Origin of the sequence: Chryseobacterium kimseyorum (assembly GCF_025971945.1) — a bacterium.
GTDB lineage: Bacteria > Bacteroidota > Bacteroidia > Flavobacteriales > Weeksellaceae > Chryseobacterium > Chryseobacterium kimseyorum.
Genome location: NZ_JAPDHW010000006.1, coordinates 154,693 through 170,667, shown reverse-complemented (window position 1 = coordinate 170,667; position 15,975 = coordinate 154,693). Strand labels below are relative to the sequence as shown.

Below are 15,975 nucleotides of genomic sequence, written 5' to 3'. Positions count from 1 at the left end.
TTCGGTTTCGGAATGTTTCAATTTTGTCTCCACAATACGAGAGAAACCTCACTTTTTAGAATGGAGTATAAATTCATAGTAAACACAGAAAATGTAAACTCATACGGATATAGAATTATCACGGAGGGCATAGATATTTCGCAGTACGAAAGAAATCCGGTCGTATTGTTTATGCACAAACGTTCCGAATATCAGCCTACGGGAGACGAAGTAATCGGCCGTGCGAGGCTTACAAAGGAAGGTGACCAACTTATTGCACATATCACATTCGATTCAAAAAACGATTTTGCTTCAAAAATTGAACAAAAAGTAAAAGGCGATTTTATTAGAATGTGCTCAATGTACGCCGATGTTATCGAAGCGAGTTCAGATGAAGCTTTGGTAAAACCGGGACAAAAATATGAGACGATTACAAAATGTAAACTCATCGAAATTTCAATTGTTGATATCGGTGGAAATGATGATGCAATACGTTTATCCGGACATACCGGAACTACTCCCAAAATCAAACTTCTCAATCAAAAAACAGAACATACAATGTCAGAATTAAAAACCATCGCACTGGCTTTAGGTAAAAGTGCAGATAGTTCAGAGGTAACAGTTTTAGAAGCTGTAAACAGTCTAAAACTCTCTTTGGAAACTGAAAAAACAGCCACCAAAGAGTGGAAAGATAAGTACATCGCACTTCAGGCACAGGAGGCTACAAAACTTGTAGATAGAGCGGTTGCACTGGGACTAATCCCAGAAGATTTGAAAGATGTCCAAGTCAAAGCCTTTGAAAGTGATTTCGACTCGCAATCGGTTAAGCTTAGTAAGCTTATTAAAGAAAAAGAGGACGAAAATCAAACCAACGGAATCCAAAGCAAAATTGGTGATGCAGTTCAATTAAGCAAAACAGGTAAAGGTAGCAAAACAGGTGACGAAAAAGACACTTTCGACTACCTACAAAAACACGATTCTGTTGAGCTTTCAAGAATCAGAAGCGAAGAACCTCAAAAATACGCTCAACTCGTAAAATCTTACGGTGAAGGTGTGAGGTACACAGCAAAATAAATCAATCATTAAAAAAATTAAAATCTATACAATGAAAAAAAGACTTTCATTACTGGCTTTGTCCATTAACTTTATTTTGGCTTTCACAGCATCATTTGTGTTTGCTCAGGCAGTTCCTTCTGTCGAATTCAATCCGGTAGTTTCTGCAACAGTTATTACTTTGGGTTATGCTGCAATCACCTATTTTGTTACGATGCCGAAAGGAATTTTGCAGGAAGGTTTACAAACAGAGGTTTGGATTGCTGATATTAAAGAGCAGCCGCTTCCGGACACATCTTTTATTACTCAATCACAAGACTTATCAGCTTTCGTAAGAAATAATATACTGCATTTGGCAGAAGCTGGCGTTGATCCCGATGTGTTTTTAAACTATTTCACAGAAAATAATGAGGAATTGCCGATTCAAGATATTAATGATATCCCTCACGAGGTGATCCTGCAAATTTGGTCAACTGCACAAACTAAGCACAATAATCTGTTAGACGCTGAATTGAGCTATGATAAAAGAGCATCAATTCTAAACCGTCACAGAAACGCTTTAGCTAAGAATATGGCTCAACGAACTGCATTTTCTTGGTCAGCAGCTTCAAATGATGCATTTAATAAAATCATCAACTTGGGTGCAAACGATTCTGTAATCGACGCTTTTATCGACATGAGAGCATTTATGAAAAAACTAGATATCGACATGTCTACTATGAATGTGATTTTGCAGTCAGATCATGAGGCAAGGATTCAGAAAGAGGATAAAAAGCTGTACAAAGAAATCATTTCTGAGAAAGGTGCAACACTTTACGATTTCAAAATTCACAGTTATTCTAAAACTCCTTATTACACTGCTGCCGGTGCAAAGAAGCCATGGGGTTCCACTATTGAGGCAACCGATAAACAGGCATCAAACATTTGGAGTTCTGAAGAGGTATTTAGATGTACTGGTGATGTTGAAGTTTATCCAACTTTAAAGCACTCTGGTTGGCAGTCTGATTTGTTCTCAATGGGACAAAGGGCATTGAACGGAAAAATCAGAAGTAACGCACCGAAATATTTCGGAGCTATTCTTTAATCTTTAAATCAGGATCATGTCAGATACAAAACAAAAGGCTTTGGACTTCTTTAAGTCCAAGCCTGAAGCCAAAGAGGTTTTTGCAACCTCAGATGGTTTTCTGTTTACCAAAAAAGCAGATGCAACAACTCACGCTGTAACTCTCAATTCAGATAATCCGGAAGTGGAGACATTTGAAAATAAAGCTTTGCCAGCTGAGGAAGTTTTACAGGACGAAAAGTTAGTACAGGAGTATGAAGACCTTTTCAAAGTAAAACCGGAGGAAGGACTCAGCAATGAGGATATTCAGATTTTAATCGACGCAGAATTAGAGAATTAATGCGAGAAATCAAATATATAGCCGTGCATTGCACAGCAACTCCTCAGACGACATCTATTGATTCAATAAGAAATTACTGGAAAACAAGTCTGAAATGGAAAATGCCCGGCTATCATTTTATAATTAAACCGGACGGAGAGATTGTTGAGCTATTAAGTATAGACCAAGTTTCAAACGGTGTGGCTGGTTACAATTCGAAAACTATCAATATATGCTACATCGGCGGAGTTGATAAGAATTTAAAACCTATTGACAACCGCACGGAAGCACAGAAAAAATCTCTTTTAGCAAAGCTAACTGAATTAAAAAAGAAGTTTCCGAAAGCAATCATTCAGGGTCACAGAGATTTCCCAAAAGTAGCAAAAGCCTGTCCGTGTTTTAATGCAAAAACAGAGTATGAAAAACTATAAAGCCATAATTCTTCTTTCTTCTTTTTGTTTGTTAACATCTTGCCGTACAACACGGCAAGTTGTTAAAACAACAAACAAAATACAAAAAGAAGTTTCAGAAAGTAGAGTGAGCTACAGAGATACAGTTCTCTACACTTCAAAAGCGCAGACTTCTTTAAAACTCCCGGTATCGGAATTTAAAAAATGTTCTGATGAACTGTTTAAACAGCCTTTTAATGGTGTTAAAGAACCTTCTAAGCAGCCACGAATCTTTACACAGAAAAATGGCAATGCAAAAGCCATTGTGAGAATTGAACATGATACCATAACCGTTACTGCCGAATGTGACAGTCTTGCTTTAAGAGCTCAAATTAAAAGTGAGTTTGAAAGCAAAGAGCGTTTTGATTCATCATTAGAATCTCAATCGGAAAAGGAAGAAAGAAAAAGCAACTTTTTCATGATTGCCGGACTTTGTGTTGTGTTTTTCTTCGCTGGATTTATAGTAAAATCATTAATTAAAATTTCAATTTAAACCATGGGTTTACCAAAAATAACATTCTTAATCGCTACCGCCGGACTTGGTCTGCTTACAGCGGATATTCAAAAGGTTCCCGGTTTGGTAATCACCGGAAATACGGTAGCTGAAAAAATTGCCATTGGAGAATCAAAACAGATCTTCTCTTTGGAACAGGCACAAGAATTCGGAATCACACAAACCGAAAATCCTTTTGCTTTTAAACACGTTAAAGCCTTTTACGATTATGCAGGCACAAATGCAGAATTGTGGATCATGCTTACAAGCGATGCAACAAAAGTTTCAGCGATGGCGGATAAAAACGGTACCATTGCCAAAAAACTTCTGAACGATGCTGGAGGACGAATCAGAGTTTTAGGACTCATTAAGGAATTCGAAGACGACGATAATTCAGCGAACGGACTTGATGCCGATCTTGATGTTGCAGCTGTAAATCTTCAGGCATTAGGCGAAGAATTTACAACAAAGTATTTTCCTTTCAGAGGCGTTGTATCCGGGAATAATTTCTCAGGAAACGTTCAAAATCTGAAGGATTATGCAACGACTGAGCACAACCGAGTTTCTGTTTTATTAGCTAATACAGATGGAGCAAAAGAAGCTTCAATCGGTTTAGCTTTAGGACGTTTGGCATCTACTCCTGTTCAGCGAAAACTGCATAGAGTGAAAGATGGAGCCGTTGAGAATTTCAACGCTTATTTTACTAACGGTGAAAAAGTAGAAAGCCTCTCAGCTTCATGGGATGCATTGGCAGACAAAAACTACATTTTCATGCGAAATTTTGTAGGACGTGCCGGTTTCTACTTTTCATCTGATCCCACTTTAACCAAAGAAACTGACGATTTCAAAACATTGTCAAATGGTTTTGTGATGGATAAGGCAATGATTTTAGCGTACAATGTACTCGTTGAAAATCTTGCTGATGAAGTTCCGGTAGCTGAAGACGGGAACATTCACCCTGCGATTATTAAGAGCTGGCAGTCGGCTGTAGAAAGTAACATCAACGGCAACATGACCAATCAGGGCGAAATTTCTGCGTGCAAATGTTTCATTGATGAAAATCAAAACGTGCTTCAGACCGGTGCAATGACTGTAGAACTACAGGTTTTGCCTGTGGGATATTCGGAGTATATCACTGTAAAAATAGGTTTCACCGCTCAAATTAACGCATAATATGGCATCAACATTTTCATCAAAACAGTACAAGTGGCCGGATTTATCGGTAGTTGTGGGCGGTCGAATCCTCGAAGGAATCACAGTCGTTGAATACGCAGAAAAAAGAGAGAAAGACTTTCTATACGGTCGTGGATCAAAGCCTCATAGAGTTGTAAGCGGAAACGCTTCTTATGAAGGCAAGATATCAATTTGGCAGTCTGAATTGGAAGCCATGACTAGAGATGCACCAAACAATGATATTCTTCTTTTAGAAATGGAAATCATTATTGCTTATGTACCGTCAGACGGCGGTCAAATTGTGACTGATATTCTTAAAGGTGTAGAATTCACCGAGGTAAAAAAAGGAATGACTCAGGGCGATAAAAACATGATTGTTGAATTGCCAATCATTTTCACGGACGTAAAAAGACAACAGTAAATTTTTTCATATTTAATATTTAATTGGTTAGAAGTCCGCTCAGTTCGGGCGGACTTTTTTCTTTAACAAACAAACAAAATGACAAAAGAAATCAAAAATTTAGAACAGCAAATTAAAGATTGGAAAGAAAAGCACGGTGGTGTATTTGAACTTCCAGTTGATGACAAAACCTGTTATTTACGTATTCCTGGGATGCCGGATTATCAGCGAGCATTCACAGCCATGCAGGATAGTGGAAATTCAGCCTTTGGCGAAGTTATGCTTGAAGTCCTTTGGTTGGACGGTGACAAAGAAATCAGAACCGACAATGACTATTTTACTCCAGCGAAAAAAGAAGTAATGAAATTTCTTCGCTATGACGATCCGATTATTACAGATTTACCAAATAGGCAAAAAGAAATCAGAATTGGCGATGCTGTAACGGTGATCAGAGTAATCACTAAAGAAGATGTTACAATGGCTGAAAGAAAAAATCCCGGCGATAAACCATTTGTAACGCAAAATGCTTTATATGATTTGGTAAAAATTTCCGCTGATCCTGTTTTCGATGATAAGAAAAACGCTGCCGTGAGATTTCCGCTTTTTCAGGCGATGGAAAAAATCCAAAATGAGAAAGTTGCACAGCTAAAAAAGCTTTAGACGATGCAATCATTGATATTAATGATTCATCGGCATTCGAATACGCAGAAAACTTAAATATCAGACTTTTTAACGGTTATCTCAGATACTATATGCACATTCAGAGTCCTGAAACTCTTTCGGACGATGCCTGGGCAGAACAGATTCAAACTTTACATTTTATCAGAATTCAGGAAAAAGAAGCATCCGAAAAATAATGAACGCCTACGAATTTATTATCAACCTCCGAAATCAAGCCAGCAACGAACTACGTCGAGTAGCTCAGGAAGTTGGCGTGGTTGATACCAGAGTTAGGCAAACAAACCGGGATTTAAATCAGACCAATACTATCGCAAAAGGTTTAGGAAATACATTTTCAAACCTACGCTCTAAAATGGTAGGCATATTTGCCGGAATCGGAATAATGGCAGCTACACAGCAGGTCATAAGCGCACGGGCAGAATATGAGAAATTTGATGCCGTCCTCACAAATACTTTTCAAAGTAAAGATATCGGACAAAGTGCCTTAGCGATGATCACCGACTTTGCGGCCAATACACCCTATCAGCTCAACGAATTGACTGGAGGTTTCATAAAGTTGGCAAACCGTGGTATTGCTCCAACCTATTTGGAAATGACCAAAATGGGAGATTTAGCCGCTTCGCAGGGAAAATCATTTGATCAGTTGGTCGAGGCGATTATGGATGCACAAACTGGAGAGTTTGAAAGAATGAAGGAATTCGGGGTGAAAGCTTCAAAGGACGGTGATAAGGTTCGGTTAACTTTCAAAGGTGTTACAACGGAAATTGCCAACAATGAAAAAGCCATCAAAGATACCATCATTGCGTATGGTGGAATGAAAGGCGTTGGTGGTTCGATGGAAGCGGTTTCCAAAACTTTAGGCGGTCGCCTTTCAAATCTAGAAGATCAGTGGTGGGGCTTTTTGGTTGCAGTCGGTGGTTATGGTGGCGGAATTTTAGGTGATAGTCTCTCGATGCTTGGTGATGGCTTACAGTTTTTGCAGGCACATCTTCCACAGATCGCAAATTGGTTTAATCTTTTATGGATTTACATCAGTCCGCTGGTGAATTCTATTTCTGATTTTTTCAGAGTTGCTATTGAAGGTGTTTTCGGAGTTTCTGATACCGGTTCTGCTTTAAGCCTATTCGGTGACATTATGAGCGGAGTTCTGCTTATTGTAAATTACTTATCAACAGGAATCTCAACACTATTAAACTGGCTCCAGCCTTTAGATCCATACTTATTAGATGGTGCGATTGCATGGGGTATTTTCAGTTTGGCGATGGCTCTTACGCCAATCGGTTGGATTATCATTGGTATAATGGCTGTAATTACAATCATTGGAATGCTGATGAAGTACACAGACGGCTGGGGTAAATCCTGGGCAGCTCTAAAGGAACTGGTAATGCTTTACTGGAATCAGGTTAAAGCAAACTTCAAAATAGGTGTTGATACGGCAATTTATCATTTTAACCGCTTACGATATTCAGCGTTTGAAATATTTGATAAGATAGGGCAGAAAATTTCCAATGTTGGACAGGCTATTAAAAAAGCTTTAGACTTTGATTTTTCCGGTGCATACGATACGATTAACAAAGAGATTACATCGGAGTACACCAAAAAAATAAAGGAAAACGAGGAACAGTATAAAAAGAATCTCAAAGATTATTCTACAGGTACTATTGACAGACTGAAAGAAGCAAAAAAACAGTTTGGAGAAATTGGAATTTCTGTTGATACAGAAGGTATTTCGAAAGATTTTAAGAAGATAAAAGGCTCTTTTGACAGCATTGGAAGTCCAACAAAAACAGACAGCAGTGCTTACGAAGATTTCTTAAATAAGCAGAAAAACAGTGTAACTGCTCCGGGAGCAACAGCAGGTGGTAAGGATAAAAACAAAGATAAGAAATCGGATGGCATTGTCTCCGGAGGTTCTAAGCAAACAAATATTGTTGTCAATATTGGAAAGCTTCAGGATCAAACCGTAATTAATGTTTCGAATAGCGAAAAAGGAATCAGCACTTTGGGTGAAAAAGTAAGGGAAGAATTATTAAGAGCTTTAAACTCTTTGAATCAATCACAGGTAAACTAATGGACTTCGATTTTAAAGAATTAATTGCAAAAGCACATTTCGATTATGTCGGACCGGCTTTCCCCAGTTGGTGGGGTCGTAATAAAAAACTGTTTGTTTTACCATCCTTAAAAAACATCAGCCGGGAACTTCTTTTGAACGGAAAGTATTTTCAGAGGCTAACGTTGTCGTATGAAGGTCAACAGTTCGATCTCCCTAATGAACCTTTGATTTCTTTAGGCTTAACAAAAACTATTGTCGAAACCGCTACAGTTGGACAATACAGAAGAGGAACAGTAAAAGAATATATCTGCACCGAAGATTATCAGTTGATCATTAGAGGTGTTTGCTTAAATGAAGATAGCGAAATGCGTGATGAGTATCCAACTGATCAGGTTCAGGTGCTTCACACCATGTTTGAAATTAATGATGCACTGGATATTGAGGCTAATTTATTTTTAGAGCTTTTTGGTATTGAAAAACTTGTGCTAAAATCTTTTGAACTGGATGAAATGGCAGGTCAGCAGGGATTACAGAAATACACGATTACGGCGGTTTCTGACCAGCCATTTTATGCAGACTTAGAAGAAAAAGAAAAATTAAATCTACCATAATGTTTATTCTAAAAGGAACTATTAAAGTTGGTGAATTTACATTTCACAGTATTAGCGATGTTGAGATTACAAAAAGCGTAGATGAGTTGGTTGATACAGCAGTCTTTAAAATACCGTCCAGATTTAAAATCCGTGAAAATGGAGAATTAAAATTTACTGAAGAGGCTTTAAAAGTTGGAGATAAAGTGAGCATAACTTTAGGTTATGAGAAAAAATATGAAGGTGTTGAGTTCACAGGTTATGTAGCAAGCATTGGAAGTAAAATCCCTTTGGAAATAAAGTGTGAGGATTCAATGTGGTTACTGAGAAGAAAGAATATCACAAAGGCATTTGGAAAAACAACGTTAAAAGAGATTTTGCAGGAGGTTGTTTATGGTACTGAAATTAAACTTTCCGATAAAATACCACATTTGGCAATTGATAAGTTCATTATCAAAAATCAAAACGGAACTCAGGTTCTTCAGTATCTAAAAGAAAATTATCCTGTAGTAGCTTTTATTGATGATGATCAAAAACTTTATGTAGGGCTTCAGCAACTAACAAATATAGGACAGGAGGCTATCTATGATATCAACTATAATTTAGTAGAAAATAACCTCGAATATCTCTCGGCAGATCAGCGGAGAGTCAAAGTGAGATACGAGGCAAGGGATAAAGCGAATAAGGTTATACGGGTAGAAATTGGAGATTATGATGGAGAATTGTTTGAGGTAAAACTCAATAACATCTCTGATGAGAAAACTTTGAGAACTCTTGCTGAAAATGCTTTAGTCCAGAGAAAATATTCAGGCTTCGAAGGCTCGGTAAAGTCTTTTTTAATACCGTTTGCCACTCGTGGAATGGCTGCGAAAATTAAAGACAGAGACCATTTGAACAGAGAGGGAAAATATTTTATAAATAAAGTCGTGACCAGTTTCGGAACAGACGGAGCTCGTAGGGATGTCCACATAAGTAACAGATTGTGATTGATAAAAAAATACAGGAAGCTTTAGCAAAGTTAAAAAACAGAAAGGTTGAGACCTTTCCTGCAAAGATTATCTCAGTCGATAAAACAGAAGGAACCTGTGTTATAAATGATGGTGATATTGAGTTTGCCGATGTTGCGTTATCAGCAAGCATTGAAGAAAACGGAAAACGGTTTCATTTGTTCCCAAAAGTTGGGAGTTTTGTTTTGGTCTCACCGGTAAATGAGGATTTACACAGGCTTTATATTGAATTCTTCAGCGAAATTGAGTCTGTAGATTTGAATATTGCCGAAACTCAGTTGCAGATTGATAAAGATGGTTTTTTGCTAAAAAAAGAAAACGAAACATTAAAAAAAATGATGGATGATTTTCTGCAAGCATGCCGAAATATGGTTTTTCAGACGAACGCCGGGATAACAATTGAATTGTTGAACGATGTAGAGTTTAAAAACCTTCAAACAAGATTTAATCAATTTTTAAAATGATTTTAAATGCCAATTATAGAAGCGGCCACAAAGGCGAAAATTAAAACGAAATTATTAGTAGCGAGAAATAATACTACAGATGCAGATGAAGCTTTAGATGCGTTGGTGGATGCTCTCTACGAAATTATAAAGGAGCTATTGCTTAATGCAACAGTTACCGGAACCTGTGGAGGTGCAGGAAGTCCACTAACATTGGGTAAAATAACATAACCATGAAAGAATTATTAGTTTATAAAAAACATGCAATTGGACTTTTAACAGCAATTAAAAAACCAGCTGTTGCTTTTCCTGCTATTGGAATGATTACGCTCAGTGATTGTCAGTGGGGAATTTCATTGCTTTTCGTACTGATGCTTTTCGATTTTGTAACAGGTGTTCTCGCTTCATGGAGTTTGTGGAAAAATTCAAAGATTGAAAGCAGTTTTTGGCAGAAGGGATTCACCAGTGTACGAATCAGAGAATCCGTTGTTAAAAGCATTACCTATTTTTTGCTGATCATGTGCGCCTACGGTATTGAGACCATATTTAAGATTAAAACCTTTAAGGCCGAAAGTTACACTGAGCATCAGATCACACTCACTTTGGCAGCAATAGCCATTGCGTGCGCAATCGAATTTTACTCAATATTTTTCGAGAATCTGCCGAAAGCAGGATTCAGCATTGAAGTGAAGTTGAAAGCCATTTTTGTAAAAGTAAAATCCGCGATATCATCTGTAATAAGTTTAAAAAATGGAGATAATAGTCCTGAATAGACAAAGTCTGCAAGATTTGGCAGTACAGCATACAGGAAGCGTTTTTAATGCTTTTTCTATTGCATTGGCAAACGATCTTTCAGTTTCGGAAAGCGTTGCACCTGGGACGGTTCTAAAACTTCCGGATGTTTCCAAAAATACTGATATTTTGAATTATTACGGAGCAAAAAAAATAAAACCTGCAACAGAATTACAGGATTTGAGACCTGTTGAAGAAACACGAGGAATCGGCTGGATGAAAGTCGGGAACACATTTAAAGTACTTTAAAAAATGAATAAAACATTTGAACAAATATTTGCAGAAATGCAGGCTGCTAAAGACAGCAATCCTCTTCTTTCCGGTTTAAATAGCACATCACGAGTTTCTATTTGGAAGATGATATTTGATGTCGTTGCCTGGTCAATTTTCAACTTCATGCAGGTTGCAAATTTTCATCTGCAGGAAATTCGGGATCTCATTGCAATTCAGAAAGTTTTTAATCTCAGAAGATACCGTTCTGAAGCTTTGCGTTTTCAATATGGATTTGATCTCCAAAATGAAAGCGACCAGTTCAAACTAACTTTTGAAGATAATGGTGCAGATGTGATTGCAACTGACGAGCAAATTGAAGCAAGTAAAATAGTGAAGTATGCAGCCTGCAATCGTGTGATCGATAATGGCCGAGCAAAAATAGTAATGAAGATTGCACCGCAAAATTTAGATGATGTTTTTTCACCGGAAATCATGAGCGCTTTTGCAAAATACATCGAAGAAATTTCGCCGGCAGGAGATCATGTAACAATTATCAATTATCTGCCGGACATGCTAAAGTTTGCATTTAAAGTAAAGTACGATCCTATGGTTTTAAAAGCTGACGGCATGAATATTTTAACCGCAAAATTCCCCGTACAAGAAGCAATTCAAACGTTTTTACAAAACCTTCCTTTCAATGGTGAACTGAGCGTTCAAAGACTGGAAGCGGTAATGCTCGCTGTGGATGGCGTGGAAGATTTACAAACGTTGCAGATTCAGTCTAAATGGATTGATCCGGGACAGAACGGCTATGGTTTTTACCAGCCAGTTAATATGTCTGTGATTCCTGCATCAGGAAGGTTTAAAGTGGAAGATTTCACAGGTTTACAATACATCGTATAAAATGGATAGTGTTTTCAATATCAATTTTAAAAAGTTAGCTATCGAATGGCTACCTACTTTTTTACGCAAACCGATAATCAGTGCTATTGTTTTAGTTTTAATACTACCATTGGAAGCTTTATATAGCGAATTGTTAAAAGCAAGAAAACAGAACCTTATCAGGATGAATACAACCTGCCAAAAGTTCTCAATGCAAAAACGATTAAACGATTATTTCGACCCGGTAGAAAGGAGAATAGAAATCGTTAAAGCTGTTTTGTTTGATGGTGTTTATCTGTATACGGAGGCTGAAGACGACCAGTGGCGAACTAAAACACAATGGCTTTATGTCGACAGCTTACCGATGTATCTCTACACAGAAGCCGAATTAAATAGTGATTATGACTTTATTGTCAAAATCCCAAACACAGGAATCAACCAATTACAGCTACGTGCTGAAATTGAATATTATATGTTACAAAGTAAAAATTACAGAATCGATTTAATATGAGACTGAATTTCAAATTTATGCAGACTGACGGCGTTCCATTGACTGCCGATCTGATGGATCAGATACAAGAAGCGTACACTATTTTCAATGTGCTTGGAAACATTGCCGGGCATCTAACCATCTTATCCGGTTGCGAGGTTGTCGGAACTTTGGTAAGTCCGGGAATCGTTGCCATTGGCGGTGATGTTCTTGCCTTCGAAGGTGGTACGGTCGATCAAACAGTTTTCATTCAGCAGGAAGATATCACAAAGGTTTTTAAAAATCAGGTTTCAAAAGTTCTGATTCAAAAAAAGACCGTCAAATTTGGTAATGCTTCTGTAACGTATAATTGGGATGAATTTGTACGTATTCCTACTTTAAAAGAGATGAAGGAAGCAATTGATTCCAAAGCAAATCAATCTGATCTTGATTTGGTGATAGCAGATATTGAAGTTTTGAAAATGAAAACGGCTCCTGTCTTTAATGGCGGTGTTATTTGGGCGTTTAATCGTCCAGTTGATGAAATACCAGACGGCTGGAAAGAATGCCTCGACACTCGTGGAAAAACAATTGTAGGACATGATCCGGACGATAATTTCTTTGATACTTTCGGGGTTAACGTTGGTTCAAAAACTCATCAGTTAACAGCAGCACAATTACCACAATTATCAGGAACTATTTACACAATTGCGCCTTCGAGTGATAATGGCAGTGGAATTATTTCGATTCAGAACCAATCTACAGCCTCAATAGGTGGTAGTTCCGTTGCATATATGCACAAAAACATCAGAATCAGTTTCGGAGGCAATCAGGCTCACAATATCGTACAGCCTTCAAGAATCGCACTATTTATAGAACCTAACTTTCAATAAAATGTCAGAATTAAGAAATACAGTTTTCCAATATTTTCAAACGGATGATATCCCGACTGAAGCACAATTTCAATATACTTGGAGTGCTATCCGGTTCAAAGATGAAAAGGTAAGCATATCCGATGTTAGCCTTTTAGAACAGGCATTACAAAATAAGCTAGGAAATTCTCATGCAAATGATGTCAATGCTCACACTTCATACCTTGCAAAGTTGGACGCTTCCAATTTAAACTACGAGCAAACACAAGCGTGGCGAATGGCTTTAGGAGTTGGTGATATTCCGGATAATGTTGCATTGGTTGATGAAGGTGCTTCACCGGAAGTCTACAATAAAGAACAGATCGTTGCAATGTCGATGATGATAGCTGATTTTGTGACGGCAGGAAAGATAAGAGCTGACAAAATTGAGGCTTTAGGTCTTACAGATTTGATTCAGGCTTCTGAAACTTCTTTGTCTGCTTTTGTCGCTAATTCTGCAAACTACGAATTTCAGCAAAATGATTTTATTGCAATTCCTGTAAATGGAAACTTTAGTCTTTTCATGTTCAAAGGCGGTGCAAAAAATGTTGCCGGAAACTATCTGCCTACAGGATTGACAAACATTACTATTGCGATGGTTGAAGGCTTGCAATCTGCTTTAAATGGAAAGCTTGACAAACCATCAGCTGACGGAAACTATTTTGTAAACAGAGCATCAGGAACTGCGAGTTTTAAAGCTATCAATCCCGGTGTTGGATACCTTTTATTTTGGAATGGTTCAGAGTTTAAAAATTCATCAATATACCGTGATCCGGCAGGTATTAAATTTGGATTTGGCACTGATTCGCCTACAGAGCAATTGCACTTAACAGCACGTGCGAGAATGTCTGCTTTGGTTTTGGAAGACAATGCCGAAACATTACCGCAACAAGTGACATACAATAATCGAAATTTTTACGGTACAGATGCAACAGGATCAAAACGCAAATTTCAATATGCTGATTATCAAGATTGGCTAAAAACGGCTCAGGGAATGAGTATTGAACAGTCATTAGCACTTGCACAGGTTTTAAATGGCGGCTTAGGTTCGGCAGGCGAAATGAGCGTTAATTTGATAGCACCACCTATTATCCAAAACCAATATGATTCTGTTGAATATATCTTATTGAAAGGTGCTAATTTAAATCTAAATCAGCTAAGTATGGGAATACAGATTCTAGCTTCAGATAAAACGACAGTAGTAGCCACTATACCAAATAATCAGATACAACTGAATGCTTCTGGGTTAGATTTAATTTTTTATTACAATTTTTATAATTTTCCAGAAGGTCAATATTTTATTAAATTAACGAGCGGTGTCAAGGTATATATTGCAAGTTTGGATTTAAGAATTGTGCAGTCTGTTACACCTGTAAATTTAAATGCTTTAACTTGGGATATTTTATATGCAGGAGGAGCAAACCCTAACCCGAATGATGTAGCCCTCGGAGGTAATTTTTCAGTCGATACTCCTTTCGGAGCTGCACAACCTATACCTAAAGTAAATTTTAAGAGTTCTGAAATTTTTGCAGAGGGTGAAGATTTTCTAATAGAGTTAACAATTAATTTTAGTCAGAAAAACTGGCAACATGATTATGAGCATAGTTTCATAGGATTAGGTTACTCCGATACAGTGAACTCTGTCGCTATGAACTCACTAGTTAGTTTCGATTTTTGGTCACCTGCTGATGGTCCTTATGTTTATATTAATGTTGAGGGTGTAACTATATTAATACTTACCGTACCGGCTCCACTAGTAGTCACTTTTATAAAAACAGGTAATGTATTTAGAACTATCATTGGAGGTTACAATACTTCTAAAACACTAAGCAATAACGAGGGGTATTCAATTTTTGCCCAATTTGTGGCAAGACCTGGCTCTCAGATTGTATCTACTTCAATAACAAAAGCTTATAAATTGTAATAATGAATACAGAATTAATAATAAAGCCTGAAGATCAGGCAATGATTGACGCTATTAAAAGCATCGGGAAATCATGGTATGAAATGGCTTTGCCTGACCATCCAATCTATCCACAATTTGCAAGAAAATTAGTGGTCACAGGATTCAATACTCCTGATATGGAAGGAGATGAGGAAAGAATCTATGTAAACGTCCGTCAGTACCTTATTTTGAAGGATGGCAATGTCATTCATAAAAGACTGACAATGCCTAACTGGCAGATTCATGAAGGTAACGTAGAAGAGATTATGGGAGCTTCCGGAAAACTTTTAACAGGAATTCGCCAGCTTAAAGATGATGACGGGAATGTTATTTCAGAAGAAATCGAAACTTTAAAGGCTCAATCGGTTCAATACGTTCGTTTTCTCATTAAAACTAAATCAATTGATTTGGTAGATGTTTTCGCGCAATTTATGGGCATTTACAAAGATAAATTTCAAACGAAAATAGACAGTATATGAAAAGATATTGTGTTGACGTATTGCTGTTTTTGGTAGCTTACATTCTTTTGCTTCCATTGACAATCATCAATTATGTTGTAGTGCTGATCACATCGAAAGATAATGCAAAAGGATATTTCAGAAGTACTGCCGTGAACATTGACAAATTTGGGAATCGTGAGTTTCGTACGCTTTGGAATAAAACGCTGAGAACTGATGAAGGTTACAAGTTTGGCAATCCGGAAGAAACCATTTCCAGTGCTTTAGGAAAGAATGAGCGTGACGGTACGCTGAGTAAAGCCGGAAAAGCTTTGACTTGGATATTAAATAAATTAGATAAAAATCACGGTTTGAAGTCTATTGTAGATTTTAACACCTCTTAAAGTCAAATACCATGCTTTTAGGAGTGTTTAAAAAGACTTCCATTGTTGTCAATTTAGGACACATAACAGCTTGGATAAATTGGGAAATAATTGCCAAAATCATCAAGCAAAAAAGAAAAAAGAAAACTAATGTTTTGATTCTTTTCATAAGGTTAGTATAATTCCAAGGAGGAAAGGAATTAAAAAACGTCCTCCAACAATAAAAAACGTCTCACTGTA

General features: G+C 37.3%; 21 protein-coding genes. All 21 read left to right on the top strand.

Translation table 11 applies throughout. The features are described 5' to 3' along the window. Positions 1–60: 60 nt before the first annotated feature. A complete protein-coding gene (locus tag OMO38_RS10325; protein WP_264750098.1) occupies positions 61–1,053 on the top strand; it encodes an HK97 family phage prohead protease in 993 nt (330 codons plus the stop codon). A gap of 31 nt (positions 1,054–1,084) precedes the next feature. Next, on the top strand, positions 1,085–2,116 hold the full coding sequence (locus tag OMO38_RS10320) for a hypothetical protein (protein ID WP_264750097.1): 1,032 nt from the start codon (positions 1,085–1,087) through the stop codon (positions 2,114–2,116). Between the two features lie 16 nt (positions 2,117–2,132). After that, positions 2,133–2,435, top strand: a complete 303-nt coding sequence (locus tag OMO38_RS10315; RefSeq protein ID WP_264750096.1) for a hypothetical protein — start codon at positions 2,133–2,135, stop codon at positions 2,433–2,435. Next, entirely contained in the window at positions 2,435–2,845 is a 411-nt protein-coding gene (locus tag OMO38_RS10310) for an N-acetylmuramoyl-L-alanine amidase (RefSeq protein WP_264750095.1), read from the top strand. The genes OMO38_RS10315 and OMO38_RS10310 overlap by 1 nt, the downstream gene beginning before the upstream one ends. Continuing rightward, complete coding sequence (locus OMO38_RS10305; protein WP_264750094.1) at positions 2,832–3,356, top strand: hypothetical protein; 525 nt, start codon at positions 2,832–2,834, stop codon at positions 3,354–3,356. The genes OMO38_RS10310 and OMO38_RS10305 overlap by 14 nt, the downstream gene beginning before the upstream one ends. A 3-nt stretch (positions 3,357–3,359) precedes the next feature. Beyond that, on the top strand, positions 3,360–4,529 hold the full coding sequence (locus OMO38_RS10300) for a DUF2586 family protein (protein WP_264750093.1): 1,170 nt from the start codon (positions 3,360–3,362) through the stop codon (positions 4,527–4,529). Position 4,530: 1 nt separating this feature from the next. After that, entirely contained in the window at positions 4,531–4,950 is a 420-nt protein-coding gene (locus OMO38_RS10295; RefSeq protein WP_264750092.1) for a hypothetical protein, read from the top strand. 78 nt (positions 4,951–5,028) lie between these two features. Beyond that, positions 5,029–5,589 carry a hypothetical protein gene (locus OMO38_RS10290; RefSeq protein WP_264750091.1) on the top strand — a complete coding sequence of 187 codons (561 nt, stop codon included), beginning with the start codon at positions 5,029–5,031 and terminating at the stop codon, positions 5,587–5,589. A 196-nt stretch (positions 5,590–5,785) separates the two neighbouring features. Next, complete coding sequence (locus tag OMO38_RS10285; protein WP_264750090.1) at positions 5,786–7,681, top strand: hypothetical protein; 1,896 nt, start codon at positions 5,786–5,788, stop codon at positions 7,679–7,681. Then, a complete protein-coding gene (locus OMO38_RS10280) occupies positions 7,681–8,274 on the top strand; it encodes a DUF6046 domain-containing protein (protein WP_264750089.1) in 594 nt (197 codons plus the stop codon). The genes OMO38_RS10285 and OMO38_RS10280 overlap by 1 nt, the downstream gene beginning before the upstream one ends. Continuing rightward, on the top strand, positions 8,274–9,239 hold the full coding sequence (locus OMO38_RS10275) for a late control protein (protein WP_264750088.1): 966 nt from the start codon (positions 8,274–8,276) through the stop codon (positions 9,237–9,239). Before OMO38_RS10280 ends, OMO38_RS10275 begins: the two co-directional genes overlap by 1 nt. After that, positions 9,236–9,724, top strand: a complete 489-nt coding sequence (locus tag OMO38_RS10270) for a hypothetical protein (RefSeq protein ID WP_264750087.1) — start codon at positions 9,236–9,238, stop codon at positions 9,722–9,724. Before OMO38_RS10275 ends, OMO38_RS10270 begins: the two co-directional genes overlap by 4 nt. Positions 9,725–9,730: 6 nt before the next feature. Then, positions 9,731–9,934 (top strand): hypothetical protein, encoded by a 204-nt coding sequence (locus OMO38_RS10265; protein WP_264750086.1) that lies wholly within the window; start codon positions 9,731–9,733, stop codon positions 9,932–9,934. Between the two features lie 2 nt (positions 9,935–9,936). Beyond that, positions 9,937–10,476: a phage holin family protein gene (locus OMO38_RS10260; RefSeq protein WP_264750085.1), complete on the top strand. Its 540-nt coding sequence runs from the start codon at positions 9,937–9,939 to the stop codon at positions 10,474–10,476. Further along, positions 10,454–10,744 carry a hypothetical protein gene (locus OMO38_RS10255; RefSeq protein ID WP_264750084.1) on the top strand — a complete coding sequence of 97 codons (291 nt, stop codon included), beginning with the start codon at positions 10,454–10,456 and terminating at the stop codon, positions 10,742–10,744. The genes OMO38_RS10260 and OMO38_RS10255 overlap by 23 nt, the downstream gene beginning before the upstream one ends. A gap of 3 nt (positions 10,745–10,747) precedes the next feature. After that, positions 10,748–11,611 (top strand): baseplate J/gp47 family protein, encoded by an 864-nt coding sequence (locus OMO38_RS10250; protein WP_264750083.1) that lies wholly within the window; start codon positions 10,748–10,750, stop codon positions 11,609–11,611. A gap of 190 nt (positions 11,612–11,801) precedes the next feature. After that, positions 11,802–12,101, top strand: coding sequence for a hypothetical protein (locus tag OMO38_RS10245; RefSeq protein ID WP_264750082.1), 300 nt, complete (start codon positions 11,802–11,804; stop codon positions 12,099–12,101). After that, positions 12,098–12,952 carry a phage baseplate protein gene (locus tag OMO38_RS10240; RefSeq protein WP_264750081.1) on the top strand — a complete coding sequence of 285 codons (855 nt, stop codon included), beginning with the start codon at positions 12,098–12,100 and terminating at the stop codon, positions 12,950–12,952. The genes OMO38_RS10245 and OMO38_RS10240 overlap by 4 nt, the downstream gene beginning before the upstream one ends. A 1-nt stretch (position 12,953) precedes the next feature. Further along, positions 12,954–14,894, top strand: a complete 1,941-nt coding sequence (locus OMO38_RS10235) for a hypothetical protein (RefSeq protein ID WP_264750080.1) — start codon at positions 12,954–12,956, stop codon at positions 14,892–14,894. Between the two features lie 2 nt (positions 14,895–14,896). Beyond that, positions 14,897–15,394 carry a hypothetical protein gene (locus tag OMO38_RS10230; protein ID WP_264750079.1) on the top strand — a complete coding sequence of 166 codons (498 nt, stop codon included), beginning with the start codon at positions 14,897–14,899 and terminating at the stop codon, positions 15,392–15,394. Then, positions 15,391–15,756, top strand: a complete 366-nt coding sequence (locus tag OMO38_RS10225) for a hypothetical protein (protein ID WP_264750078.1) — start codon at positions 15,391–15,393, stop codon at positions 15,754–15,756. The genes OMO38_RS10230 and OMO38_RS10225 overlap by 4 nt, the downstream gene beginning before the upstream one ends. The last annotated feature ends 219 nt before the right edge of the window (positions 15,757–15,975 follow it).

Excerpts from the sequence above, each read along its gene's own strand:
- OMO38_RS10290 (WP_264750091.1), top strand. The coding sequence starts at position 5,029 with ATGACAAAAGAAATCAAAAATTTAGAACAGCAAATTAAAGATTGGAAA.
- OMO38_RS10250 (WP_264750083.1), top strand. The coding sequence starts at position 10,748 with ATGAATAAAACATTTGAACAAATATTTGCAGAAATGCAGGCTGCTAAA.
- OMO38_RS10255 (WP_264750084.1), top strand. The coding sequence starts at position 10,454 with ATGGAGATAATAGTCCTGAATAGACAAAGTCTGCAAGATTTGGCAGTA.
- OMO38_RS10230 (WP_264750079.1), top strand. The coding sequence starts at position 14,897 with ATGAATACAGAATTAATAATAAAGCCTGAAGATCAGGCAATGATTGAC.
- OMO38_RS10240 (WP_264750081.1), top strand. The coding sequence starts at position 12,098 with ATGAGACTGAATTTCAAATTTATGCAGACTGACGGCGTTCCATTGACT.
- OMO38_RS10280 (WP_264750089.1), top strand. The coding sequence starts at position 7,681 with ATGGACTTCGATTTTAAAGAATTAATTGCAAAAGCACATTTCGATTAT.
- OMO38_RS10295 (WP_264750092.1), top strand. The coding sequence starts at position 4,531 with ATGGCATCAACATTTTCATCAAAACAGTACAAGTGGCCGGATTTATCG.
- OMO38_RS10320 (WP_264750097.1), top strand. The coding sequence starts at position 1,085 with ATGAAAAAAAGACTTTCATTACTGGCTTTGTCCATTAACTTTATTTTG.
- OMO38_RS10260 (WP_264750085.1), top strand. The coding sequence starts at position 9,937 with ATGAAAGAATTATTAGTTTATAAAAAACATGCAATTGGACTTTTAACA.
- OMO38_RS10300 (WP_264750093.1), top strand. The coding sequence starts at position 3,360 with ATGGGTTTACCAAAAATAACATTCTTAATCGCTACCGCCGGACTTGGT.
- OMO38_RS10315 (WP_264750096.1), top strand. The coding sequence starts at position 2,133 with ATGTCAGATACAAAACAAAAGGCTTTGGACTTCTTTAAGTCCAAGCCT.
- OMO38_RS10285 (WP_264750090.1), top strand. The coding sequence starts at position 5,786 with ATGAACGCCTACGAATTTATTATCAACCTCCGAAATCAAGCCAGCAAC.
- OMO38_RS10235 (WP_264750080.1), top strand. The coding sequence starts at position 12,954 with ATGTCAGAATTAAGAAATACAGTTTTCCAATATTTTCAAACGGATGAT.
- OMO38_RS10225 (WP_264750078.1), top strand. The coding sequence starts at position 15,391 with ATGAAAAGATATTGTGTTGACGTATTGCTGTTTTTGGTAGCTTACATT.
- OMO38_RS10325 (WP_264750098.1), top strand. The coding sequence starts at position 61 with ATGGAGTATAAATTCATAGTAAACACAGAAAATGTAAACTCATACGGA.
- OMO38_RS10265 (WP_264750086.1), top strand. The coding sequence starts at position 9,731 with ATGCCAATTATAGAAGCGGCCACAAAGGCGAAAATTAAAACGAAATTA.
- OMO38_RS10305 (WP_264750094.1), top strand. The coding sequence starts at position 2,832 with ATGAAAAACTATAAAGCCATAATTCTTCTTTCTTCTTTTTGTTTGTTA.
- OMO38_RS10245 (WP_264750082.1), top strand. The coding sequence starts at position 11,802 with ATGCAAAAACGATTAAACGATTATTTCGACCCGGTAGAAAGGAGAATA.
- OMO38_RS10275 (WP_264750088.1), top strand. The coding sequence starts at position 8,274 with ATGTTTATTCTAAAAGGAACTATTAAAGTTGGTGAATTTACATTTCAC.
- OMO38_RS10310 (WP_264750095.1), top strand. The coding sequence starts at position 2,435 with ATGCGAGAAATCAAATATATAGCCGTGCATTGCACAGCAACTCCTCAG.